The organism is Ectobacillus polymachus (genome assembly GCF_048159605.1).
In the GTDB taxonomy this organism is placed as follows: domain Bacteria; phylum Bacillota; class Bacilli; order Bacillales; family Bacillaceae_G; genus Ectobacillus; species Ectobacillus polymachus.
Window position 1 is genome coordinate 944,678 of sequence record NZ_JBLREB010000001.1, and the last position, 25,739, is coordinate 970,416.

The following is a 25,739-nucleotide window of genomic DNA, read 5'->3' on the forward strand; positions in this document are numbered from 1 at the left end:
TTAAACGCTGCCATTTTTTTTCAATGCTTGTAACGTTTCAAAAAAACTAGGAAATGAAACATCAATCGCATTAGCACCTTCAATGATCATTTCACCTTCTGCAATGCAGCTAGCAATAGCAAGCATCATACCAATACGATGATCACCATGGCTATTTACGGTAGCACCTTTTAATGGTGTTTTGCCGTAGATAATCATTCCATCCTCAGTCGGCTCAATTTTTGCACCTAACTTTGTTAGTTCTTCTACAACCGTTTGGATACGGTCTGTTTCCTTTACTTTCAATTCAGCTGCATCTTTAATAATCGTAATCCCTTCGGCTTGCGTTGCTGCAAGCGCAATAATAGGGATTTCATCAATTAACCTTGGGATTTCGTCTCCCTTTACTTCCGTTGCACGTAATATTGATGTTTGGATACGTAAATCTGTGCTTGGTTCAAACGAACTAGTATTACTATTCAGTTTTTCAATATTTGCTCCTATTCGTTCTAATACATCTAAAATGCCAGAGCGGGTCTCGTTCACCCCAACATTTTTAAGCAAAATATCACTATTTGGTGTAATTGCTCCAGCAACTAAGAAGAATGCAGCTGAAGAAATATCGCCAGGCACTTCAATATTTGTTGCTTGTAATTGCTGTCCACCCTCAATCTTTACGGTCGTTCCTTCTCTTTCTACATGAACTCCGAAGGCTTCCAGCATTCGTTCTGTATGGTCTCTTGATATATGTGGTTCTGTAACAGAAGTTGTTCCCTTTGCACGTAATCCGGCAAGTAGAATAGAAGACTTTACTTGTGCACTTGCTACCGGTGATTGGTAAGAAATACCCTTTAGATTACCTCCACGTATAGAAAGTGGTGTATACGTTCCCTCTTCCCTACCATCTATAGATGCCCCCATTTGCCGTAAAGGATTGGTAACACGCTTCATTGGTCTTTTTGCAATCGATGCATCACCTTGCAAGCATGTATGAAAGGGTGTTCCTGCTAGTATTCCAAGCATAAGCCTAATTGTTGTTCCAGAATTACCGACATCTAACATTTCGTTTGGTTCTTTCAATCCATCGATTCCTGTTCCCATCACTTCTACTTCATCATCATGTCTTGTGATGGTTACACCAAGCTTCTGAAAGCACGAGATGGTACTCAGACAATCAGCTCCCGGTAAAAAGCCCTTAATTTTCGTTGTTCCCTTTGCAATACTTCCGAACATAACTGCACGATGTGAAATTGATTTATCTCCAGGTACACGTACCTCGCCTTTTAATCCATCTTCAAAACTATGTAACACTCGCATACATCCACTCTCCTTTATAATACTTCGTATGTTTGGTACTGTTCAGATTCTAGATTTGACTTGGCGGAACTACGATCTTTCTCAGATTGCAAACTAATTCGTAAAACACCTAATAAGCCTTCTCTAACTTCTAGTATTTGCAAATTGCTCACACTAATATCATGCTTAGCTAATATCGATGTAATATCAGCCAAAGCGCCAACTTTATCAATAACATCTACATACAAATCAAAATAAGATGGAATTGCACCGGTTGTATTTACAGGTAAAGAGTCACGATATTGCTTTGATCGAAAAAAGAAATCATAAATACCCTCTTTATTTTCGCATTCAATCATTTCTTCCACTTGTTTCATCTCGGTAATCCATTCCTGTATTAAATGAATTAACTGTGTACGATTTTGCATGACAATATCCGTCCACATCTTCGGACTACTTGATGCAATACGCGTGATATCCCGAAATCCTCCAGATGCAAGAGCGGTCACAAAATCATTCTCATCAGCATGTTTCTTAATGAGCTTAACCAATCCAGACGCAACAACATGCGGAAAATGACTTACGATTCCCGTTACATAGTCATGCTCGTTTTGGTCAAGTATTAGAAAATGTGCACGTGTCCCTTTTAGTAACTCCTTCATTTGATCGATACTCTCTTCTGGTGTGTTAGGGAAAGGAGTTAAGATATAAAATGCATTTTCAAACAAATGGGCCCTTGCGCTTTCTACTCCCGTTTTATGAGAACCAGCCATCGGATGACCACCAATAAATGTAATACCACGGTTTGCAAGCTGAGATGCTGCACGCATAATTTCCACCTTCGTGCTACCTACGTCTGTTAAAATGACATGTTCGCGTAATGAACATGTTGCTAGTTGTTCTAACAAAGTAACAGTAACTTCCACTGGGGATGCCAAAATAATAATATCAGCTTTTTCAGCTTCTTCTAGCAAATGATTACCAATTTCATCTATAACGCCAATTTCTTTCGCTCGCTTTACTTGTTCTTCATTTATATCGTATCCTACTATATAAACGTCGTGTTCTTTTTTTATAGCTAGCGCAATTGAGCCACCTATAAGACCTGTACCAACTAAAAGTACTTGTTTTTGCATGGTAATCATTCCTTCGCTTATTTCCATTATTATCAAAAGAATTCTTATAAAAAAGGAAAAGAACTAAAATGTTTTACTGTATTCACGATGCTTCTTAATATTTTCTGAAATTAAGTCCATTCGATCTACTCCAAATTGTTCAACTAACGCATTTGCAAGCTCCCATGCTACAACAGATTCTGCTACAACACTTGCTGCTGGAACGGCACAGCTATCCGAGCGCTCGACACTTGCTTGAAAAGGCTCTTTCGTATCAATGTCAACCGTTTGCAGAGGCTTATATAACGTAGGAATTGGCTTCATTACTCCGCGAATAACAATTGGCATTCCTGTTGTCATTCCGCCTTCTATACCACCTGCACGATTCGTTTTTCGACTATATCCATTATTCCATATAATCTCATCATGCACTATACTTCCCGGCTTTTTTGCAGCTTCAAACCCAATCCCAATTTCTACCCCTTTAAATGCATTAATACTCATCATTGCAAAGGCAAGTTTTGCATCTAGTTTTCGATCATAATGTACATAGCTTCCTACACCAATTGGCATTCCTTCCGCAATAACCTCGACTATTCCTCCGATGGAATCGCCATTCGCTTTCGCATCATCAATCGCTTTCATCATTTTTTCTTCAGCTTGTTTATCTAAACAACGAACAGGTGATTCTTCCGTTATACGTTGAAGTTCTTCAATAGATTCATAATTGACAGATTCAGCTTCTACTCCACCAATTTCTAACACGTGACCGCCAATTTGTATACCTAGCTCTGTTAATACTTTTTTTGCAATCGCACCAGCTGCAACACGAACCGTAGTTTCACGAGCAGATGAACGCTCTAACACATTACGAATATCTCGATGATCATATTTAATGGCACCATTTAAATCCGCATGCCCAGGACGCGGCTTTGTAATAACTCGCTTCATTTCCTCTAAATCTTGCTCCGATACTGGTTCAGCACCCATTATTTGAGTCCAATGAGTATAGTCCTTATTTTCTACCACCAATGCGATTGGTGAACCAAGCGTATATCCATGTCTAACACCGCTTACAATTTTCACTTGATCCTTTTCAATTACCATTCGTCTTCCTCGGCCATGCCCTTTTTGCCTTCTGCTAAGCTCGTTATTAATATATTCTGCAGTTAACGACAAACCTGCTGGAACACCTTCCACAATGACTGTTAACTGTGGACCATGGGATTCACCTGCTGTTATATATCTCATTTTTTTACCCCCTTAAAAATAACATTTTGTCAGCGGAGACATTCTCCATTTTACCTATATTATATATATTCCTCCTTCCACTATAGGAAGGAGGACGCTTTTAATCAGATAATTTATCGTACAGATTTTGAAGGTGCTAATCTTGAATGAAATTCTTTTAATTCCGTCATGAATTCATTAAACTGTGGAATGTTCATTTGCTGTGCAGAATCAGATAATGCTACTGCAGGATCAGGATGTACCTCAGCCATTACTGCATCTGCTCCAATTGCAAGTGCTGCCTTAGCTGTCGGAATAAGGAGATCACGTCTGCCAGTAGAATGCACAACATCAACAAGCACTGGTAAATGTGTTTCTTTCTTTAGAATTGGCACTGCAGAAATATCAAGTGTATTTCTCGTTGCTTTTTCGTATGTTCGAATACCTCGTTCACATAAAATAATTTGATCATTACCTTGCGCCATAATGTACTCAGCAGCGTACATGAATTCCTCAATCGTTGCAGACAATCCGCGTTTTAAAAGGACAGGTTTCTTTACTCTACCTGCAGCTTTTAACAAATCGAAGTTTTGCATATTTCTTGCCCCGATTTGAATCACATCAACATAATCAAGCGCCATTTCGATGTCATTTGGATTTAATATTTCACTAATGATACGTAAATCAAACTCATCTCCTACCTTACGAAGGATTTCTAGGCCTTCTACACCTAATCCTTGGAAATCATAAGGTGAGGTACGAGGTTTGAATGCGCCGCCTCTCATAAGCTTTAAGCCTTGTTGTTTAATCGCTTGTGCAACCTCACGAACTTGCTCGTAGCTTTCAACTGCACATGGTCCCATAATAAATGTTTGCGATCCATCACCAATTTTAACGCCCTTAATATCAACAACCGTATTTTCAGGTTTCTTTTTTCTAGATACAAGTAGAGCTTTACGATGGTCATCTTCTTGTAGCTCTAAGCTCGCTTTGAAAATGGTTTTGAAAATATGTTGTAATGTGGATGTTTCGAATGGTCCTTCATTATTCTCAGCTATAATATCAAGTACTTGACGTTCTCTTACTGGATCAAATCGTTTTACACCATGTACTTTCTTTTGTTCACCAATTTTTTGTACTACCTTTCCACGTTCATTTAATAAGTGTAAAAGTTGCAAGTTAATTTCATCTACTCTGTCCCGTAATTTATCTAATTCATGTGTCATTGTATTACCTCCTAATTTTATATGGAATGTATTTTTTCAATTGAAGACTTACAATTCAAACACATTGATTCATCATAAAATGAATATTGCCTTTCCTTCTAAATTGTAGTATTATTTAGTTTTGGGAAGAAAATTTGTTTGATATGTTTGAATGCTTTTAATAAGAATGTGCGAGATTCTTATGTCGTTTGAACGATCTCTGTACATCTTCTCCTTTCCTATTACTATAGTAGCACTTTCTAAGATTATAAAAAACATCCCTGTCATTTGTGACAGGGACGATTATTATCGCGGTACCACCCTATTTGCAGACAAAGCCTGCCACTTTCCATTGATATCGATCTCATACGACCGTTCTCCCCTCAATAGCAACAAAGACTATTTCGAAAAGAATGCTCAAGGACTGTAATTCATGATTCTCTATATACTGATTTACACCGACCATCAGCTCTCTGCAACAGTGAGAAAACCACTACTCTTGTTCCTATCAACACAATTATGAAATTTTATATTACCTAATAAAAAAGTCCCTACTGATTGCTCAGTAGGGACGATTGTTTATAATCGCGGTACCACCCTATTTGCAGACAAAGCCTGCCACTCTTACTTGATAACGATCCTATAGGACCGTCTTTCCTAATATAAAGATATAAATCTTTATTTAGAAAAAGATGCTCGAGGATTGTACTTCGCTTCTATCTCTGTACTGATTTGCACCAACCACCAGCTCTCTATAACAAGAAGATAAAAACTACTTTGTTCCCTTCGTCGCAATGTTATAAATTTTTGGAATTACTATGATTTGTATTATAGATTGTTATTCCTTACACTGTCAAGGGCATTTTTTTCTATTAGCCAAAAAAAGGACCCAGCACATATTAGGTATTGGGTCCTTAACATAATAAATTATTTTACAATACTTACCTATGCAATTTCTCGTATAGGTAATATAACAGTAAATGTTGTACCAACGTTCAATTCGCTATCAACCATAATTCTTCCATTATGTCCTTCAATAATTTTAAAGCTCACCATAAGACCAAGTCCGTTTCCATTTTTCTTTGTCGTGAAAAAGGGCTCTCCAATTTTTTTAAGTTTATCCTTTGGAATTCCAACACCGGTATCTTGGATGGATATATGAACAAGACCAGCATCAACACCAAGTTTCAATCGAATCTCTCCGCCATTTGGCATGGCTTCGATACCATTCTTTATAAAGTTAAGAAATACTTGTTTTAATCGATTTTCGTCACAGTCCACAACAATGTTTTCATAGTTATAATCCAGTATAAAGCGAATTCCTTTTTTTCTTGCATCAAACTCCATTAGAGCTAATACATGTTGAACAATTGCTACGATATTTTGGCTCTTAAGCTGTACGACCTTAGGCTTTGCTAAAACCAGAAAATCTTCTACGATTTCATTTACACGGTCTACTTCATCCAAAATGATAGCAAGATATTCCTTGCGTTCTTCATCATGTTCATCGAGCTGTAAAAATTCTGTATATCCTTTCATAGATGTTAAAGGATTTCGTATTTCATGCGCAATTCCTGCTGCCATTTGCCCAATAGCAGCCAGTTTATCTTGCCGTCTTAGCATTTCTTCTGCTTTTTTACGTTCCGTTATATCATTTCGGATAGCTAGATACTGATAGGGCTTATTATTCTCATTTAAAAAAGGAACAATTGTAGTATCTACCCAATAGAGTGTACCATCTTTCGCACGATTTCGAATTTCTCCATGCCATACTTTTCCATTTCCGATTGTTTTCCACATACCTTTAAAAAATTCCTTCGGATGTTGGCCAGAATTTAAAATACTATGATTTGCTCCAATAAGTTCATCACGTCTATACTTCGATATCTCTACAAATTTATCATTCACATATGTAATGAAACCTTTAGGATCTGTAATAGCAACAATAGAGGAGGCATCAAGAGCATATTCAAAATCCTTTAAATACATGTCTCTCGTACTTAAACGCTTACTAATTATTGTTGTAGAAACGACCAGACTCCCTAGAATAAGTATCGACGCAAAAAGCATCATGTACATTAAAATATTTCCTTGCGTCATGCCCGTCATATTTACTTCGGTTTCAGGAGATATGGTAGAACGCATCAAAAGAAAGTGGGTTTCAATAATAGCAGCTGTGACTATACATGCACCAAGTGGTTTTAGCCATAGGTGACTGTCCTTTCTTTTGTTAGCAAGAAATAGCATCCATAACGATATAAAAAATGCAATGAATATCATAATACTAGACAAAATAAATACTAATATGTCCGCATGAAAGTCGATGTTCATCCCATACATACTGCTAACAAAGAGAAACAAAGCGGTTACTGTCATGATAATACTCGTAATAAGTACATCAACAAGTCGAATCATACGTTTTCGAATCCAATAAAACGCTACTCCTGTTAATAGGACTCCTATAAGAGCTGATCCGGCGAAAATTAACAAGTTATAAAAACCGAGACTATTCAAATCACGTGCAAGTACGCCAAAGAAGTTTGTAACCCATATTCCAATCCCCATTGAAAAAATACTACCTAAAAACAGAAAACGCTTGTTTCTTTCAGACGTTTTTAATAGCACTAACAAATCAAACGAAGTAAAAGAAGCAATAACTGTTAAAATGATTGCAATAAACATAAGCATCGGATTTGCAATTTCGTTCATATCACTTACTTCCTTTTCTAATAGTTTGCACTATGATTGTATAGGAAAATACTCTATCAGAAAAGAGCTGTTCATCATAATTATGAAAATATCTCTGTATTTACAGAAAAAACCAGAAACAAGAATTATACTACTAAAATAAATTTATCTCCATTTTATTCTTTATTTAAGAAGAATAGAGCTAGCGTTCCTGGGCCTGAATGCGCACCTACTGCTGCCCCTATGTTACCGATAATAAAATCAGTACAGCCGAATTTTTCTTGAATCATATTTTTTAATGCTGTAGCACTTTCGATATCATCACCATGACTAATGCCAATGAGTTGGTCCGACACATTCTCTCCTCTTTGCTCCATTACTTCAACCATACGATGAAGCACTTTTTTTCTACCACGTAGTTTTTCGATTGGAATAAGTTTGCCGTTATCTACATGAAGAAGGGGTTTAATATTAAGTAATCCACCAATAAATCCCGCAACTCGGCTTACCCTTCCCCCACGAACAAGATATTGTAAATCATCTACGGTAAAGATATGCTCCATATGGCTAGCATAATCGCAAATAAATGGTAATATCTCATCTTTTGTCGCACCTTGTTTTGCAAGCTGAGCTGCCTTTAAAACAACGAGTCCCTGTCCCAAAGAGGCACATTTTGTATCAATAATATGTAAATCAAAATCCGGGTAAGCTTCTTTTACATCTTCCTGTACTAATTGTGCAGATTGAAACGTTCCTGACAGTTCAGAGGAAAAGGCAAGGTAAATACATGTCATTTCCTTCTTTGCATATTCCAAAAACACTTGATGAATCGTTTCATAGGAAGGTAAGGATGTTTTGTATACCTTTCCTTCTCTCATATTATGAAATAAGTCATTTGCATTTAGCGTAACCCCATCAAAGTATTCTGTTTCTTGCTCATCATATACACGGAGCGGCAAAACTTCAATGTCATACTGCTGCGCTAACTCCTTTGGTAAATCCGAAGCACTATCTGTTAAAATCTTGACGGTCATTTTCGTTCACGCCCTTTCTAAAAAATCATACTATGTGTAAAAATAATAAAATGAGTTCCTGTTACATTATATATGGTATAGAGAAAATGGGAAACTTATTGCCTCTTTTTTAGAATTTAGAAAAAATGACTGCAGAAATATAACAAATCTGCAGTCATGTTAGTATAAGCATTCTATTTATTATAAGGAATCTACGGGTGTTTCAGCTGCTTTCGGAAATTTTCCTACATTCCAGATCATTTCTTGTTGACGTAATTGTATTTCAAATAAAGTAATCGGGTCATGATATGTTTCAGGATTAGCCTTCATCTCATTTAATGTATCACGATTTTGTTGGATCACAATATGCGTTTCTTCAACTGTTCGTTTTAACTCACCGATAGCATCACGATAGAATAATGCTACGTCTTGCTCAATTCCACGTTCAAACAATTCGAATTCAGCAAAAAATCTTCGAATAACTGCGTCTGTTATTTCTGTATAGTCCTTTTGTTCTACATAATTTTTAAATTGATTTGATAGCATTGTTTTGCTTCGCTCGAAACCGCCGAATAATCTTCCTGTACTAGTTAATACAAATTGTGTTGTAGTATACTTCAACATGATATTCATTTGATCAATACGGACCCTGCGCATAATGCGATCTACATCTCTTCTCCAATCATCTAACACCTTGAAATCGCATTGTAAAATCAGTCGATCTTGCTCGTATAAAGTGTTAAATGTTTCTTTCGTTTCATCCAGATAGTCTTGACTTGTAATGAGTTCTTCTTTCGTGTTATGAATCCAATTTAGCATTTGATTAACGAATATAGGCATTACATGTTCATTTACATAATTTTGTATCCGTTCATTCATGTTGTCGTTCAATTGCTTAGGAAGTTCTTTAAAGTCGCTGTCTATACTGACTAGATTACTGCTCTCCTTCAATATTTTAGGAATTTGCTCAGATAAAAGAGATGAAATTTTATCTTTAATATCCTTATATGATTGGAAGATATTGATACTTTTTTCTTTTTCTAATGCTACAACATTATTAATAAATCCATTTAATTTCACTACAAGTTCATCATTCCACGTAATCGATTCTGCAATTGCTTTTTCTTCCTCTACACGGCTTCTAAGTATATATGTCAATAAATTTCGTATCATCCGTAACAACTGGCCAGTTCGTTCTGTCAATAGATCACGACCACGATAATCGTTTATAAAACAATTAGCTATATCGGATATATTCCCTTCTTTTGTAAAAGGAATGATAGCAGCATTTGGGAAATACGAATGAATACTCTCTTTTAACTCTTCAAGGTTATCTAGAAGTATTTCAGCTTTATTTACTAGAAAATGAATGTGCGTATGTGGTGCTATCTTTTCAATATAAAGTAAGTTATCTCGTTCTTGATCAGTAAATGGCATATGGGCATGTAGTACATATAAAATCGTGTCAGAAAAAGAAAGCTTATTAAATCCTTCTTCTTTTTCAACCTGTATCGTTGGCATATCGATAAGGACAACATTATTTCTATTTAAAAATCGGTTTGGAAGGTGATAATCAATAATGCTATTTCCTATTGTATTATTAGAAAGTACGTAATCCTCTTCATTCTCATCCGTAATTTGCTGTGCGAATGTACGTGTATCATCGCGGAAATACGTTATATTAGAAGAAGGTTCATTCTCCACCATTTCACCCAAAATTGTATTCAAAATTGCTTCCTTACCACTAGATTTCATACCTAAAATGGTAACATAATGTGAATTGAAATCCAGAAGTTGCTGCATATACCATTTCCATTTATATGAAATGTTTACGTTCTTTTGTTCCGCCCAAGTTATAATATCATCAACCAAATGTAAGCTATCCTGTAAGCCTTCTTCATAAGCACCTGATTCATACATAAGCTGCTCAGCATACTGAATCATTTGTTCATTTATACTACTTGGAAATGCTTGTTCCCAAGCTAACAAAGCCGATGAAGCAAATAAAGATTCCGATGAATCCGAAAGCTTAAGCCAGTTTTCCAAATGAATAGGCATAACATGTTTAAATATTTTAATAAATCTTGTTCCAGCAAGAAGTTCTCGGTAGGAGTCAAGATATTGATGAACAACGATATGCCAAGATTCATAAGGATGTACTTCAATTTGTGAGAATACTTGATTCACTGTTTCTATCCATGATATGTATGTTTCTTTCCTTCTAAAATTCTCCCAAAATGAGACGACAAGCATCTTAAATCTTTCATCAGCAACTTTATATAGTGATAATAGTACTTGCGTAAAATAATTTGGTTCAATTGCAGACAAATGATTATCTTCAACGTATTGCTTAAGAATGTCTGCCCAGTACACAGCTTCTGTACGAATCAATTCCGTAACAGCTAATTCAACAGCACTATTCCAATCTTGATGTTTTTCATAAAATACTTTTGCTACGGATGTAACATTTGGATAATCAGGAGCAAGTTTTACAGCCTGCTTAATTATTTCATCAGCTTTCGGATATTCTTCCTTTATTATATAAAGTGAGAACAACTGTAATAAAATTTCTATTGTTAATGATATAGATTCAGTTGTAATCGATTTGTATTTCTCTTCTGCATCTACTAATTTTCCTAATTCAAATAATGAGTCGGCGATATTCTTTTTTGCCCAATCTTGCAAATCATTTTCTACTTGTTCCCATTTGAAAATAGCACTTTCAAAATCTTTATTCTGATAATACACTTCCCCTTGTGCAAAGCGAATATAGGCTAACTCTGTATCTTCATTGCCCAGTTCTTTGTAATATTCTTCCCCTAAAGCTTGAACAGGATGAATCCGTTCTCCATCCTTCAAAAACGTTTCGTAGTACTTTTTTTCAATTAACTGTTTTTCTAGTATCATCATTTTCACCTGCTATTTTTTATTGCTTTCCTTCCCTAAGAGAATTATTTGCTTTCTATTTCATTTTATCAAAATCTTGTTAGTAAATAGTTGCAATTTCATTTCATTTTTACGACAGCAGATTAAATATACGTATTAAAAAATGTCTGATTATTATATATACAATTAGCCATTGCGAGACTGTTTACCTGTATAAATACGTTAATTTATAAACAGAATATATTGATAAGAGTAAATCAAACTTCGATGCAATTTTAAACCACATTTTTGATGTGTTATTTACATTTCATTTCAATAATCTATGTAAGTTATTCCTTATTACTGTTATACTATGATATCGGTATTTCATTAAGACAGAATTTGCAACGCATTACAAATTCATTCTTTTAAAGTCCATTCATTTGTTTTTATATAATAATTTCCTGGAATTAAATGGATTTCTTTTCCTATTTGATTCTCATTTTCAATTATTTGGATTCGTGTCAAATTTACAAAGAAATTGTTTCATTAAGCCTATCTCCTTATAACTACTTGTTTGTATCCGTTTTCAATTACTTTCTGAATATTTTTATACAATCAAAATAGTAGACTTATATCAGTATAACTAATAATATATAAATAGTGTGAGTACAGTATTTTTCACAAGGTATTTATTCAAATAGTTTTTGAAACACTTTATTGAAGAAAAGTAGTACAATGTCATCGCATTACACTATAAGATATTGAGGTGTATTTAAAATGAAAACAAAATTTTGTAAAGAAAGTAAATCGATAAAAACAAGTCGCGTATTTCCAAATGATACGAATAGTCATAATACATTATTTGGTGGACGCTTAATGAGCTGGATCGACGACGTTGCATCTATTGCAGCATCTAGACATTGTAGACACACTACTGTTACAGCATCTACTGACTCTGTTGACTTCTTATGTCCGATTACAAAGGCCGATGCAGTTTGCCTAGAAGCATACGTAACATGGACAGGCAGAACATCAATGGAAGTATTTGTGAAAATCACAGCTGAAAATCTTATTACTAGCGAAAGAAAAATTGCAGCTACTAGTTTTCTTACTTTTGTAGCAATTGATGAGAACGGAAAACCTGCTGAAGTTCCAACTGTTGTTCCTGAAACAGAGGAAGAAAAATTCTTACATGATACAGCAGAAGAACGCGCAAAGAGACGGAAAGAAAACAGACTGCATAGTAAGAAATTAGCTGAATACATCAATGTCCAAAAACCATGGTAATTATCCTTGTCTATTGAATTTTTCCTCAGTGATTCATTCTGTCCGAATGTAGGCTAAACAACCCTTATATTTATTACGCCAGGTAGCCCCCTACTTTAGGCTTCATAAATTTTCTCTAACATTGGACGGCATAAATGAGAATAAAAAATAGCAATGCATATGCATTGCTATTTTTTATTCTGAAAGAAAAGTACAACGATTTTTCCTTCTTACATGGGTTCATTATGAAAACTTGCTAAAGCAATTATACCTTCTGCATCTTCAAGTACAAGCTGCAAGCGAGCAGCAAATGGATCAACACCACGTTCATCAAGCCACATACGCAGAGCTTCCATTATGTTAGCCTGAATCAGTATTTGCGAGCGCCCATTTACTTCTATTTCAGCTGAGTACCCGTATTCATCATCATACATAAGTTCTACGATTACATCTTGCGCTGAAATGTGCCTTTTATCTGCAATATAAACACAAATTGCATTTATTATTTCCTGTTCTGAAATTTTTATCGTTTCCATGCTTCTTGTTCCTTACGTCGTTTTTGATAAGCTTTAAATAAGTTAACCATTAGCATAATAACCCCTGCAAACAATAACAGATTAACAAGTAGAGCTAACCCCGTCCCAACTGGTCCTAAATGAGAGAATAAACTTCCCATAAGAAAGCCTCCAAGTCCACCAAGTAGAATTCCCTTCATGAAACCTCCCTTGTTAGAAGTAGGAGTTGTATTCGTTGATTTCGCTTGGTTTGATTGCTGTGTACTAGAGTTTTGACTTCTGTTAACTGTTTGATTTTTACTAGGTGAATAGGATCCTTTTCCTGATGAATATCCTTTTGCTTCTGCCACATTAGAAGATGTAAAACTAAATGTAGCGAAAATGAATGCAAATGCAGTTAGAATTGCAATTATTTTTTTCTTCATACCCTTGTCCCCTTTTACCTTAGGAATTTAATATTGATGAAATCTAATTTTCAAGTTCTTATGAACCTATTGTATGAACTTAATCCTGTTTTTGCAAGGGAAATATTTTTTCTCTTGTAACAAATATAGATACATTGACATTATAGTAAGCAAAGAATAATATATGTTCATTAGAACTTACTTCAATGGAGGATCGCATATATGAAAGCTTTTCACCTCACTAGAAAAGAGATGGCTCACCTCCTTCTCTCATTAAAAGGATGGCATTCGAAGTCGCCTCTCGCTATCCTACAAGATGCTTGGAGAAAAACCCCTATGTTACAGCAAAATATGGAATCATTACAAAAAACAATAGAAATAGATTCTATTCCACCAATTTTTGAAAAAATAATGAAATATGATAGCAAGGATACTGGATTTTCTTTAAACGAGATAGCTGCCCTTGGTAATCAAATTGAAAATACATCTTTTTCTATTACAGCTATTCAAAACTGGGTGAAACGCGACATCAAAGATATGATTGGCTCCCCGCAAAAAGGGAAAAAATATTCAATAGAGCAATCAGCCCTATTATTTATTGTAGAGGATTTAAAGACAGCACTAGACTTTGATTCTATTCGAAAACTACTGCAGCTTATTGTAAATGATCCTGCCGATCAGGAGGATGACCTGATAAATCCCGTACAATTATATTCAGCCTACTCATCGGTATTTGAAGAATTAAATACAAATTATTCTTATTTATATAAAAACGAAAATTATGATACTGCCATTCAAAGAATTGAGATAGCCATCGAAAAAAAAGCGAAAGATCTTGCATATACTTTTCATCATGCAACAAAGAAACAACAAGAAGCAATTACAAATGTAATTGTAATCGCCTCTCTCTCCGTACACACGGCCTATTTTCAAATGATGGCAAAACGTTATTTATCAGCAACCTTATTTCTTCAAAACCTTGAAGATACATCTATAAACTGAAGAGTCGCTGTATATTACTTAATCTAAGAATCTTTTCCTCATTTCTTGAGATGGGATCACGCAGCTATTTCTAGTCCATTGATAGCGATGTGCTGCAACAAAATCGTAAATATAGTTACGAATCGGCGCAGGGATGATGACAAACATATATAACCAGCGATACATACCATGTAGATGCTTACATATTTTTAGAACAGCAGTTGACTTCGAATACACCAACTTATCTTCGATTAAGATGACACTGTCCACATTTGCTTGAATATCATAATGCATGAACAGCTTTTTCCCTATTTCACCTTGCAAAGAAGCAAATTTAAACGTTTCATCTTTATCGTGTTTGATAATAAACATAACACTTCGATTACAAAACCCACAACTGCCATCATATAATATGATTGCCATCCATTCACCTTCTTTATTTATATATACTCATTTTTTCCTTAAGGATAACTAAGTAGCATAATAAAACGTTTGTCTCGTTACGGGAATGATTATACTTAGGAAATAAAAACCTTTTATTTCCTAGGCAAGCGCAGAAAAAGACAATTAGTGAGAACATTTTGTTAGATGATACATGTCAGATACCGAATATCTTTGTCACTAGGATGCAAAAACTATGTATAATAAGAGAGGATGATGTATAATTTTATCAAATAAACTTATCCACCCCTATACTTACAATTATTTTAAAGGAGATTTAATATGACGAAAATACGTGTTTATCAACCGATAGAAAATCAGCTCGCTAATGTAAAACATGTTATTGTTGATGAAGAACAAAATCCAAATAATGAAATGCTACAGAATTTGTATACATGTATTCTTGATACAGAAGACATGTCTTTACCTGATTCATACATAGAGGAAGATATTCTCATTGATTCGATAGAAGGAATCGTAAATGCATCAGCAAGTAAATTGCGTAGCCTTGGTGCGTTTGATGTTATTGAAGTGAAACATAAGGGGAAACAAACGATGATTCTTCTTCTTGAAGATGATGAGTATGAAATCATTTCCGAATGATCAGATAGTAAATATGAAAGCTATTCTGTAATCTATGTTACTCTCGTAAAAGGTTGGTTTCTTTGTAGAAGCCGACCTTTTTTGACTGCCAAAAAAATAACTAAATTTTATTTCTGATTTTCTTTATCTATTAGTTTTTGAACATGTGCTTTAGGTTGCCAACAATGAAATTGATAGGTTGGTTTCGTTTCATATTGCAGTCTAGCACAAGTATAAGACGTTTTTTCTTCACGTTTTTCTGCTCGAAAATGGATACATGTTGCGCAGCAATGAAATCGACCATAACTAACCAATGTACTCCCCCTCTATTCATTTCTCTAGCAGTGATTCATTTCAGATCATACATTTATTTTACACTATGTAGTAGTAACAATGAACTTGTGTTTTATTTTATTTACCATTACGGTATGTGAAATTATTAATTGCATTGTAGCAAAACCCCACCTCTTATTATGAGATGAGGTTTTGCTGATTCTCTTTTTTAGTAGGAATTTTGTTTGTACAACTCCCTACAAGACCTACTTTTTATTTGTCGTACGAGTAACATTTTCCTTTTTTACAAGCTGGCCGCGTGTTACGCCAAGCTGATTTGTTGCTTTAAGTGCTCTCCATACACTTGTTCCACTGCGCTGTCCGTTAAGTGCTTCACGATATAATTGAATAACCTTGCGTACTTCCTTGCCATCCTCCTCTAAAAACTCAATCCGGAAATGACCTACACCTTCTTCTAAAAAGTGGGAAATATATTCTGCACCTGATTGTTCAATTGCATTATAAACAGTGTTGCGGCATCCCACATCAACACGTACAGGATGTTTCATACCAATTCTGTCCTGAAGGGATATACGATGCTTCTCACAAGGACGGCCACAGTTCGTAAAGTCAGTACCTTCACTTAAAAACGTACAATATACACAATGCTCGGTATGGAACATAGGTAAATGCTGATGAATTACAAGTTCAAGTTTATCACTGTCCGATGCAGAGAGCATATCCATCATCTGTTGAATATTTAAGTCATAGGACGGTGTAATACGAGTTAATCCATGATTTAAGAAGGCAGAAACTGCTCTATGGTTTGCAATATTAAGTGAAAAGTCTCCAATAAGCGGAATATCCTTGCCTTTATAATATTGTAATGCACCTAAACTGCGAACAAGAATACCGTCAGGGTTTGCTCTTACTATACTGTTTAATATTCCATTTTCTAAAGGCATGTGAATTCTTGGTGTTGCGAGTGCAATTTTTTTACCAAATTCATGTGCAATTTGAACAGCTTGCGGATAATCAGTAGTGAACTCGAAGTCTGCATATAAGTAGTCTATATCCGTTTGGGCTGCAGATTCTATCTGCTCAATTGTTCTACATAGCGCAATAAGCTGCGGCTCTAAATTGGCAGGAGACAATTGTTTCACTGGTGAAATTTCTACATTTGTCTTTTTGTATACAGGCGGTGCCATGCGAAGCTCTAGTAGCTTTTCTACTGCTTCTCGTCGCATACGATTTAGTTCCTTCACTGGTAGCATTACTTCACTGCTAACATTTAATTGAATATCCTCAAGTTCAAAAATCGTTCCGCCAAGTCGTCCCCATTGATCCCCCAAATACTCTTCGGTTAGCGGATGCTTTCTTGCATCTTGCATCATTTCTTGTGATTGAATTGTTACACGATTATCCGTCTTTCGATCATGCCATACAGATATAAGAGGCTGACCTGATTTTCCATAAGCCTGTACGGAAACAGGAAACAATCGATGAGCCCTTTCTTCCTCGAACGTTTTCTGTAATTGTCTAGAAAGCTCTTGGTCACTCGTCTTCCAAATTCGATCGCCTACATGTACTTTTGTTAAATTAACATTTGAACGACCAGGTACAATTTCAACGAGTCCATTTTCAGCTTGACCTTCTATTTTTCGACCATTTTTACGTAAATCATATACTCTTCCACCCTCTTCTTTTTCTTCAGGGCGCCCTGCATCAAATACAATGCCATCTCCGCGCTTAAGCGGGGCTTCCAAGTTACATACTACGGCATCTTTTAATACCTTCCGAACCGTTCCAAGATATACGCCACGACTTTTCGGATACGTTCCATCAAGTAATTTTTTATTATTCGTACCTTCTAAAAAGCCGTGTGTAAAACCTCTACTAAAACTTTGCTCAAGCTCACGTATTTCTTCTTTTGACGGGTGATACTCTTTACCAGCAATATATTCATCAATTGCATTCCGATATTTACTCACAACATTCGCAACATATTCAGGTGATTTTAAACGTCCTTCGATTTTAAATGAAGAAACACCAGCTTCAATCATTTCTGGAATAATATCTATAGCTGCTAAATCCTTAGGAGAAAGTACATAAGCAATATTGCCCATCTCTTTCTTTTGTCCATCTACCATAAGATCGTATGGCAAACGACATGCCTGTGCGCACTCACCGCGATTTGCTGACCGGCCTCCCCACATTTCCGATGTTAGACATTGGCCTGAATAGGATACACAAAGCGCTCCATGAACGAAAACTTCTAGGGGCATGGTTGTTTTATTTGCTATCGTTTTAATTTGCTTTAAATTATTTTCACGGCCAAGAACTACCACTTCTAAATCGTAAGGATTAAAAAACTCAATTGCCTCAGGTGAAGTGATCGTCATTTGTGTTGATCCATGAATCGGAAAATCAGGTGAAATTTCTCGAATGAGTTGGACAAGTCCTACATCCTGCACAATCAATGCATCTACACCAGCATCTATACACGCTTCTACTAACATTTTCGCATCGTTCAATTCATCTTCAAAAATTAAAATATTAAGTGTTACATAACCTCGTACATTATATTTATGCAAATATGCCATGATGTCAGGCAACTCTTCCATTTGAAAGTTTTTTGCCCGAACCCGCGCATTAAATTTTTCTACTCCAAAAAATACAGCATCTGCACCATTTGCAACAGCTGCCCGTAAACATTCCCAATTCCCTGCTGGTGCAAGCAATTCAATTGTATCTCTCGTAATACGTTTCAAACGTCTCAATCCTTCCTACTTACCATAGAGTTATTCATTTCTTACTATCCTGCCTTAAAGTTGTCTTTCTTCCCCAGGATAAATACACACTTAAATATTTTATCATTTCGTTCTTGTCATTTCAGCTTAATCCTTCATTTTTTAAAGAATAAAAGCTAGAAATCGCTTTCAATAATCCATTCTGTACCAAATATTCTTATTTCAACGAGTTAACTGTGATAAAATAGGAATATTACATAGGAATAGAGGAGCGTTTCATCTATGAAAGTATCTTTATCTACGCGAATGCAAGCATTTCAGCCTTCAGTATTTAGTGAATTTGATACCTATAAAAAGAAGAAAATAAAACAAGGCTATAATATGATTGATTTAAGTATTGGCAGTCCTGATTTAGCTCCCCCGCAGTTTGTAATAAATATTCTAGAACAAGCAGCTGGTGAGCATGGAAGCTATCGATATACAATGACCGGCACAAAGGAATTTCATGAGGCTGTCGCATCATATTATCACGCTCATTTTCACACTTCCCTTTGTACAGATAAAGAAATCTGTCTTATGATGGGTTCTCAAGACGGCCTTGTACATATTCCAATGATTTTTGCGAATCCAGGTGATTACATTCTTGTTCCAGATCCTGGATACACAGCCTATGCGACTGGGATCGCAATGGCAGATGCGATTCCTTATTTAATGCCACTACGTAAAGAAAAGAATTTTTTACCGGACTTTAGCTCTATATCTGAAGATGTTGCACAAAAGTCCAAGCTAATGCTTTTAAACTTTCCAGGCAATCCTGTATCTGCATTTGCAGATGAAGCATTTTTCAAGGAAGCTATTTCTTTTGCAAAGAAATACGATATTATTATTGTGCATGATTTTGCTTACGGTGAATTATATTTCGATGGAAAGAAACCGACTAGCTTTCTATCAGTTGAAGGTGCAAAGGATGTAGGGATTGAAATCAATTCTTTATCAAAAAGTTTTAATCTAGCCGGATGTCGAATTGGTTACGTAGCTGGTAATAAAGAGATTATTAAAGCGATTAATCAGTTCAAATCAAATATAGATTATGGTGTATTTCTCCCAATTCAAAAAGCAGCGGCAGCCGCTCTCTTACATGGCAGCTCCTTCTGTGAACAAAGTCGCAGTATCTATCAGAAGCGTAGAGATGTACTTATAGATGGTCTTGGTCGCATTGGCTGGAACATACAGAAGCCATCTGGCAGTATGTTTATATGGGCAAAAATACCAAGTGGATGGACTTCTACCGAGTTTGCATATGCCCTCGTAGACCAAGCAGGAGTTGTTGTTGTTCCAGGCCAAGCTTTTGGTCCTTCAGGAGAAGGCTATGTGCGTATAGCTCTCGTAGAAAACGAAGAGGTTATGAAACAGGTTGTGGAAAGAATAGATAAAAGTAATATTTTAACATCCGTCAAGGCATAAAAGAAAAGACGTGCAAACTGTTAACAGCTTGCACGTCTTTTGGTGTCATTTATGCGATGGTACCTAAAAACGGACCTTAGAAGCTTCCGCTTAGCAACTTTTTTATACTTCAACCGTTTTTGCTTCTTCAACGATATGAAACATAAGATGTGCGAGGTGATGCAATGGTCCATAGCTATCTTCGTCGTCTTCTGTTTCATCAAAGTCTAAGTCATTCAAATACAAAGCAGAGAATTCATAAAAATCTTGTAAGGAGAAAGAGTAGCATGCGCTAGCATCTTCATTGTCTTCTTCATATTGAAGAACAAGATAGGATTCTTTCCCTTCGCTGTCAACCGCATCAAAATATACGAAAAAGCCAACATTCGTATCTAACTCAAAAAGATGACGAGTTCCTCCTGCAGTTGCAAGGTTAAAGTCGTCTTCACTCAGCTTATCTACTTGCATGTCTTGTACTTGATCTTCACTATGAAAATGCACAGTAAAAGATTTCATTCCAATCACCTCCAAATTATGTATGTACCTAGCATAACAGATGTTACCAAATTTCACAAAAAGAAAAAAAGCAAAGATTCATACTTAAATCCTGCAAAAGATTTCTAGGCTTTCTTGCAGATTCATACAAGCTTTTTTATTCCTGTTATATCCTCCATATAGTAAACTAATTATGGCAGAAGACATGCTCTACTATTATAAAGCAAAGAAGGTGAATATATGCATGTAATCCTAACAGAGAAAGCAGAAACAATGCTTCGTTCATATGGCACCCCAGCAGTTATTACAATCCGTATCCTTCCATCATGCAGTTGCAGTGCCACTGCCTACCTTGAATTGATTCAAGATGAAATACATACGAATGATATCATTTTTGAAAAGGAAGGATTATTTCTTCAATGTAATTCCTATGCCAAAGAATGCATAGGCCCAGAGCTACACATTGAGTATAAGACAGGATTTCGGCTCTATACGAAAAACGAAACCCTTGCCTATGGTTTATCTGTTCAAGGAGGCCACTGAAACGAATAAAGGACGCAAAATGCGTCCTTTATTCAGTTTTCAGGCTTCATGTAAAAACCTTGTAAGTACATCTCTTTTCATTTGTACCTCTGGATCCCTTAACGATTGTATATAAAGAAGCAATGGACGTTTAGCAGAAGGATTAAACCTCGCTTCCTCAGCAAGTTGCTGAAGTGATTCTGGAAAATAAAAAAGAATTTCATTTTGTCTACCGATTAAGTCAGCACCAACATAGCCTTGCTTTTCTAAATCTTGCACGATCCACTCTGAAAATGAAATACCGTTCATACACAAATTCCTTTCCCCTTGATACTACTATTGTACATGCAAGCATGTATACTTAGGAAACTCAATAAAGACTAATAGATACTATTTATCTACTAAGCTAGCATATTCACATATACAAAGAAAGGACCGTTATATATTCATATAACGGCCCTTTCTGAAGGAAGTACGAATCATTATCTAATAATACGAACTGCAGCAACACCTGGAATGCTTTTGATTTTTTCTTCAATACCGGCCTTAATATTGCTATCAAAGCCATTATCAACATCGATAATTGTATATGCATAAGTACCCTTACTTCTATTTACCATGTCGGCAATGTTAATATTGTGTTCTGCTAATGCAGCAGACATTCTACCAACCATGTTCGGTACGTTTTGGTGTAATACAGTAATCCGCTTTTTACCTACGAATGGTAAAACGGTATTCGGATAGTTAACAGAGTTCCGTATGTTCCCTGTTTCTAAATAATCCTTTAACTCACGAGCAGCCATTATCGCACAATTTTCTTCAGATTCAACCGTAGATGCTCCAAGATGAGGAACAGGAATAACATTGTCCATATTTATAACACGTTCATTAGGAAAATCAGTTATATATTTTGCTACAATACCTTCTTGAATTGCTTTCTCTAACGCATCTTCATTTACGAGTTCACCGCGAGAGAAGTTAAAAATACGAACACCTTTTTTCATCATTTGGAAGGCATTTTCATCTAACATTCCTCTTGTAGAATCTAGTAATGGAACATGAATAGTAATATAATCACATGTTGAGAATATTTGATCTATACTAGTAGCACGTTGTACTTGACGAGATAATCTCCAAGCAGTTTCAACAGATACATATGGATCAAATCCCATTACTTCCATATCTAATGCTAAAGCATCATTTGCAACCAATCCACCAATTGCACCAAGTCCAATAATTCCAAGACGTTTGCCTTTAATTTCAGTTCCAACAAACTTCTTCTTACCTGCTTCTACTAGCTTTGGAATTCCATCTTGACCTTGCAATGATTTTGCCCAAGCAACACCTTCAATCATATTCCGTGAAGAAGCAAACAAGAAACCAAGTATTAATTCTTTTACCGCATTTGCATTTGCGCCTGGTGTATTAAATACAACGATACCCTTTTCCGTACATTTGTCTACAGGTATGTTGTTTACTCCAGCTCCAGCTCTAGCAATTGCTTTTAATGTACTTGGCAATTCTAATTCATGCATGTTAAAACTGCGGACAAGGATACCATCCGGTAATTCTGCTTCGTTTGTAATCGTATAATTGTCCTTTGGTAACTGCTCTAACCCATTCTGTGCAATATTATTTAGCGTTTGAACTGTAAACAAAATGAATCATCCCCCTATCGATTGTTTGCTTCAAATTCTTTCATATACTGTACAAGCTTTTCTACGCCTTCAACCGGCATCGCATTGTAAATACTTGCACGCATTCCTCCTACAGAACGGTGACCTTTTAATGTTTGAAGACCTCGTGCTGTTGCTCCTTTAATAAATGCAGCATCAAGCTCTGCTGAAGGAGTTACAAATGGAATATTCATGATAGAACGACTTTCAGGTGATACAGGTGATGTAAATAGCTTCGATTCATCTAAGAAATCATATAGAATGTTTGCCTTCTTATTATTGATTTCGGCTATTGCGGAAACACCGCCTAATTCTTTTAACCATTCAAACACTAATTTTGCAATATAAATACTATAAGCAGGAGGTGTATTGTATAAAGAATTATTTTTAGCATGAATATTATAATCTAGCATAGTAGGGCAGATATCGGATGCATTTCCTAGTAGATCTTCGCGAATAATAACGACTGTAACACCAGCAGGCGCAATATTCTTTTGAGCTCCAGCATAGATTACGCCAAATTTAGAAATATCATAAGGCTCAGATAAAATATTTGATGACATATCTGCTACGAGAGGAATATCTCCTGTTTCTGGAGTAAACGGAAATTTCGTTCCTTCGATTGTATTATTGGTAGTAATATGAACATAATCTGCATCTTTATTAATCATATCCGGTGTTACTTGAGGAATATATGTAAACTTACTTTCCTCTGAAGATGCAATGATAGAAACATCTCCGTACTTTTTCGCTTCAGCAGCTGCTTTTTTTGACCATGATCCTGTAATCACATAATCTGCTTTTTTGTTTTTAAACAAATTTAGAGGCACCATCGCAAATTGTGTCGATGCTCCCCCTTGTAAAAATAACACTTTATACTGATCTGGTATGTTCATTAATTCACGCAAAAGTTTTTCTGCACTCGTTATTATGTCTTCAAATGCAGCAGAACGATGGCTCATCTCCATCACTGACATTCCAGTATCCTTGTATGTAGTTAGCTCAGCCTTTGCCTTCTCTAAAACTGGCAATGGAAGCATTGAAGGTCCTGCAGAAAAATTGAACACTCTCTCCATCCTGTTCTCTCCCCTTTTTTATAAGAACAATAATTTATAAAATTTAAACTTTCTGAATTATAACTCATGTTGCCTATGTTGGTCAACGCATTCATCACTATTTTACTAAAACGTCTTGGAACCGTTATCAACCGTAGTACAATTTGTAACAGATTTTAACATATTTATAGTAATAAAGCCTAGCACTTCAAAAATCTTCATCACAATATATCTAAATTTATAATTATTATAGAATAAAAAAGGAAAGAGACCTAATACGGTCTCTTTCCTTCTCATTAATAGGAAGAATCATATAATAGCTAATTATGTTTAGAAAAATAAACAAATAATTGATAGATGGCTGATAGACCCACGAGCCAATAAATCGTCGTTACAAGGACTGGTACGGAACCAAATAGTTTTTCAACTACATTAAACTGAAGAGCAACAAATAGCCAATTCAATGCCCCGACGAAAACAAGAAAACCAGTGAGACAAGACAGAAATTTCATGTTGTCACCTCCTGATGAATTCTGTTTTGAAACCCCTTACATTACCAATATATGCTTTATCATTCCTTGCTATCTCCGCGGTCTATAATTTTTTTACTTTTTACATAATGATTACTCTACGAAAATTGTTTTAGCTTATGAATGCCTTTATATGTTGAATTAATTCTTCTAAGCAATCTACAAGCGGTGAATGTCCGCAATTACGAAGAAGTACAAATTTTGCTTGTTGAATTGTATTTGCAATCTCTTCGCCCATTGCTTGCGGTACTACATAATCTCGATCCCCTTGTAATACTAGAGTTGGTGCTGTAATTTGATAGATTTCGCCAGTACCGTTTGTTACTCCATTTGTTTCATTCGATATATTAAATGTGACAAGTGCATAATCTACATCAACCAGATTTCGCTGTGTAAACATGTCCTCTATATATTCATCGTATTTTTCATTATTGGGTTGATTCTGTGTATAAATAAGATGATTCCACAGCATACGGTAAAACTCTTTATCTCGTTTTTCAAGCGCCTTTAGGACAGGAAGAACCTGTATAGGGTCCTTTGCAATTTCCTCTTTTGAAGAGAGAAACTGTCCGGCTATTGGCTGACCCAGCTCATCTTTTTTTAATATCGGATATCCCTTTATCCCAACAGATTCGATTAAAATTAGCTGTTCAACAAATTGAGGGTAATTACTTGCAAATTGCATGGACACGCCGCCACCCGTTGACCAACCAACTAAGGAAAAGGAACGAATGCCTACTTGTTTTACAAATTGGAGGAGGTCTTCTGAAAAATCGCGCAGTGATTCAATTGGTTCATTGTACGAAGAAAAGCCAAATCCTCTAAGATCAATCGCAAACAGTTTATAGGAATCTTGCAATCTTTCCATAACAACATCCCAATGCTTAGAGGATGACATATTGCCATGAATCAGAATAATAACCTTCTTACCGGATCCTGCCTCGCGATAAGAAATGGTTTCTCCATTAGGTAATGTAACCGTTTGTAAGGAAACATCTAACGTCATTCGTATCCCTCCTCATAATTGAAAGCGCTTAAGATTAATAATACCATAAAATGGTATTATGTATAGTTACATTTGAACTATATATTGAGGAATAGCTTAGATACATAAAAAAACGATCAATAAGACGTTCAGACGAAATAGGTACCCTTAACAATGATACCTATTTCGCCTTATGGACCTTTACTATTCTTGTGAAAGAGCTTGTTCCGTACTTATACATTGGGAGATTGCGCTCTGCACCGCCTGTAAAGAAGATTCAATCCGCTGGCGATTATGCGTTTTCTCAACTGTTTGCAGTGCATCTTGTAAGCATGAAGCTGCATTGTTTAGCGCTTCGCAAGAATCTTGCACGTATCCTCTAGCGTTTTTTTGCATCCAAATTCCTCCCTTCCTAGGTTTCACTTCT

At 35.8% G+C, this 25,739-nt stretch carries 24 protein-coding genes and 2 other annotated features; of the genes, 5 read left to right on the plus strand and 19 right to left on the minus strand.

Annotated features, from left to right (window positions below; translation table 11 throughout):
• From aroA to ACM5BR_RS04910, 7 genes are all read right to left on the minus strand, one after another.
• Positions 1 to 1,296: a 3-phosphoshikimate 1-carboxyvinyltransferase gene (gene aroA / locus ACM5BR_RS04880; RefSeq protein ID WP_416826378.1), complete on the minus strand. Its 1,296-nt coding sequence runs from the start codon at positions 1,294 to 1,296 to the stop codon at positions 1 to 3.
• Between the two features lie 14 nt (positions 1,297 to 1,310).
• Positions 1,311 to 2,411: a prephenate dehydrogenase gene (locus ACM5BR_RS04885; protein ID WP_416826380.1), complete on the minus strand. Its 1,101-nt coding sequence runs from the start codon at positions 2,409 to 2,411 to the stop codon at positions 1,311 to 1,313.
• A 63-nt stretch (positions 2,412 to 2,474) separates the two neighbouring features.
• Positions 2,475 to 3,641 (minus strand): chorismate synthase, encoded by a 1,167-nt coding sequence (gene aroC, locus ACM5BR_RS04890; RefSeq protein ID WP_416826382.1) that lies wholly within the window; start codon positions 3,639 to 3,641, stop codon positions 2,475 to 2,477.
• 113 nt (positions 3,642 to 3,754) lie between these two features.
• Positions 3,755 to 4,846 carry a bifunctional 3-deoxy-7-phosphoheptulonate synthase/chorismate mutase gene (locus tag ACM5BR_RS04895; protein WP_416826383.1) on the minus strand — a complete coding sequence of 364 codons (1,092 nt, stop codon included), beginning with the start codon at positions 4,844 to 4,846 and terminating at the stop codon, positions 3,755 to 3,757.
• Positions 4,847 to 5,117: 271 nt separating this feature from the next.
• Positions 5,118 to 5,346: a binding site (T-box leader), on the minus strand.
• Positions 5,347 to 5,389: 43 nt separating this feature from the next.
• Positions 5,390 to 5,624, minus strand: a binding site (T-box leader).
• 146 nt (positions 5,625 to 5,770) lie between these two features.
• The gene (locus ACM5BR_RS04900) at positions 5,771 to 7,534 is read right to left on the minus strand and encodes an ATP-binding protein (RefSeq protein WP_416826385.1); all 1,764 of its coding nucleotides are present in this window, start codon (positions 7,532 to 7,534) and stop codon (positions 5,771 to 5,773) included.
• 155 nt (positions 7,535 to 7,689) lie between these two features.
• Positions 7,690 to 8,547, minus strand: coding sequence for a DegV family protein (locus ACM5BR_RS04905; protein WP_416826386.1), 858 nt, complete (start codon positions 8,545 to 8,547; stop codon positions 7,690 to 7,692).
• A gap of 180 nt (positions 8,548 to 8,727) precedes the next feature.
• Positions 8,728 to 11,436: a GTP-binding protein gene (locus tag ACM5BR_RS04910; RefSeq protein ID WP_416826388.1), complete on the minus strand. Its 2,709-nt coding sequence runs from the start codon at positions 11,434 to 11,436 to the stop codon at positions 8,728 to 8,730.
• A gap of 735 nt (positions 11,437 to 12,171) precedes the next feature.
• Between ACM5BR_RS04910 and ACM5BR_RS04915 the strand changes: the two genes are divergently transcribed.
• Complete coding sequence (locus tag ACM5BR_RS04915) at positions 12,172 to 12,681, plus strand: acyl-CoA thioesterase (protein WP_416826390.1); 510 nt, start codon at positions 12,172 to 12,174, stop codon at positions 12,679 to 12,681.
• A gap of 209 nt (positions 12,682 to 12,890) precedes the next feature.
• Here the strand turns inward: ACM5BR_RS04915 and ACM5BR_RS04920 are convergent, their stop codons facing one another.
• Both ACM5BR_RS04920 and ACM5BR_RS04925 read right to left on the minus strand, forming a co-directional pair.
• Positions 12,891 to 13,196, minus strand: coding sequence for a YxcD family protein (locus ACM5BR_RS04920; RefSeq protein WP_416826391.1), 306 nt, complete (start codon positions 13,194 to 13,196; stop codon positions 12,891 to 12,893).
• Complete coding sequence (locus ACM5BR_RS04925; RefSeq protein WP_416826393.1) at positions 13,184 to 13,600, minus strand: hypothetical protein; 417 nt, start codon at positions 13,598 to 13,600, stop codon at positions 13,184 to 13,186. The genes ACM5BR_RS04920 and ACM5BR_RS04925 overlap by 13 nt, the downstream gene beginning before the upstream one ends.
• A 201-nt stretch (positions 13,601 to 13,801) precedes the next feature.
• On the opposite strand from ACM5BR_RS04925, the gene ACM5BR_RS04930 reads away from it, so the two are divergent.
• Complete coding sequence (locus ACM5BR_RS04930; protein ID WP_416826395.1) at positions 13,802 to 14,581, plus strand: DUF1836 domain-containing protein; 780 nt, start codon at positions 13,802 to 13,804, stop codon at positions 14,579 to 14,581.
• Between the two features lie 18 nt (positions 14,582 to 14,599).
• Here ACM5BR_RS04930 and ACM5BR_RS04935 read toward each other — a convergent pair whose 3' ends face one another.
• On the minus strand, positions 14,600 to 14,983 hold the full coding sequence (locus ACM5BR_RS04935; RefSeq protein ID WP_416826396.1) for a thiol-disulfide oxidoreductase DCC family protein: 384 nt from the start codon (positions 14,981 to 14,983) through the stop codon (positions 14,600 to 14,602).
• A 300-nt stretch (positions 14,984 to 15,283) separates the two neighbouring features.
• Between ACM5BR_RS04935 and ACM5BR_RS04940 the strand changes: the two genes are divergently transcribed.
• A complete protein-coding gene (locus tag ACM5BR_RS04940) occupies positions 15,284 to 15,604 on the plus strand; it encodes a hypothetical protein (RefSeq protein WP_416826398.1) in 321 nt (106 codons plus the stop codon).
• 107 nt (positions 15,605 to 15,711) lie between these two features.
• On the opposite strand, the gene ACM5BR_RS04945 is transcribed toward ACM5BR_RS04940, so the two are convergent.
• Positions 15,712 to 15,897 (minus strand): hypothetical protein, encoded by a 186-nt coding sequence (locus ACM5BR_RS04945; protein ID WP_416826400.1) that lies wholly within the window; start codon positions 15,895 to 15,897, stop codon positions 15,712 to 15,714.
• A 225-nt stretch (positions 15,898 to 16,122) separates the two neighbouring features.
• Entirely contained in the window at positions 16,123 to 18,627 is a 2,505-nt protein-coding gene (locus tag ACM5BR_RS04950; protein ID WP_416826401.1) for a U32 family peptidase, read from the minus strand.
• 261 nt (positions 18,628 to 18,888) lie between these two features.
• Between ACM5BR_RS04950 and ACM5BR_RS04955 the strand changes: the two genes are divergently transcribed.
• Positions 18,889 to 20,070 carry an LL-diaminopimelate aminotransferase gene (locus ACM5BR_RS04955; RefSeq protein ID WP_416826403.1) on the plus strand — a complete coding sequence of 394 codons (1,182 nt, stop codon included), beginning with the start codon at positions 18,889 to 18,891 and terminating at the stop codon, positions 20,068 to 20,070.
• A gap of 102 nt (positions 20,071 to 20,172) precedes the next feature.
• On the opposite strand, the gene ACM5BR_RS04960 is transcribed toward ACM5BR_RS04955, so the two are convergent.
• Positions 20,173 to 20,565 (minus strand): cytosolic protein, encoded by a 393-nt coding sequence (locus ACM5BR_RS04960; protein ID WP_416826404.1) that lies wholly within the window; start codon positions 20,563 to 20,565, stop codon positions 20,173 to 20,175.
• Positions 20,566 to 20,784: 219 nt separating this feature from the next.
• On the opposite strand from ACM5BR_RS04960, the gene ACM5BR_RS04965 reads away from it, so the two are divergent.
• Positions 20,785 to 21,087 (plus strand): hypothetical protein, encoded by a 303-nt coding sequence (locus ACM5BR_RS04965; protein ID WP_416826406.1) that lies wholly within the window; start codon positions 20,785 to 20,787, stop codon positions 21,085 to 21,087.
• Positions 21,088 to 21,126: 39 nt separating this feature from the next.
• On the opposite strand, the gene ACM5BR_RS04970 is transcribed toward ACM5BR_RS04965, so the two are convergent.
• From ACM5BR_RS04970 to ACM5BR_RS04995, 6 genes are all read right to left on the minus strand, one after another.
• A complete protein-coding gene (locus ACM5BR_RS04970) occupies positions 21,127 to 21,375 on the minus strand; it encodes a hypothetical protein (RefSeq protein ID WP_416826408.1) in 249 nt (82 codons plus the stop codon).
• A 173-nt stretch (positions 21,376 to 21,548) separates the two neighbouring features.
• Positions 21,549 to 22,724 carry a phosphoglycerate dehydrogenase gene (locus ACM5BR_RS04975; RefSeq protein ID WP_416826410.1) on the minus strand — a complete coding sequence of 392 codons (1,176 nt, stop codon included), beginning with the start codon at positions 22,722 to 22,724 and terminating at the stop codon, positions 21,549 to 21,551.
• A 14-nt stretch (positions 22,725 to 22,738) separates the two neighbouring features.
• Entirely contained in the window at positions 22,739 to 23,818 is a 1,080-nt protein-coding gene (gene serC / locus ACM5BR_RS04980) for a 3-phosphoserine/phosphohydroxythreonine transaminase (RefSeq protein ID WP_416826412.1), read from the minus strand.
• A 299-nt stretch (positions 23,819 to 24,117) separates the two neighbouring features.
• The gene (locus ACM5BR_RS04985; protein WP_416826414.1) at positions 24,118 to 24,309 is read right to left on the minus strand and encodes a DUF378 domain-containing protein; all 192 of its coding nucleotides are present in this window, start codon (positions 24,307 to 24,309) and stop codon (positions 24,118 to 24,120) included.
• A gap of 130 nt (positions 24,310 to 24,439) precedes the next feature.
• Positions 24,440 to 25,333, minus strand: coding sequence for an intracellular short-chain-length polyhydroxyalkanoate depolymerase (gene phaZ, locus ACM5BR_RS04990; RefSeq protein WP_416826415.1), 894 nt, complete (start codon positions 25,331 to 25,333; stop codon positions 24,440 to 24,442).
• Between the two features lie 183 nt (positions 25,334 to 25,516).
• Positions 25,517 to 25,708 carry a hypothetical protein gene (locus tag ACM5BR_RS04995; RefSeq protein WP_416826417.1) on the minus strand — a complete coding sequence of 64 codons (192 nt, stop codon included), beginning with the start codon at positions 25,706 to 25,708 and terminating at the stop codon, positions 25,517 to 25,519.
• Between the last annotated feature and the right edge of the window lie 31 nt (positions 25,709 to 25,739).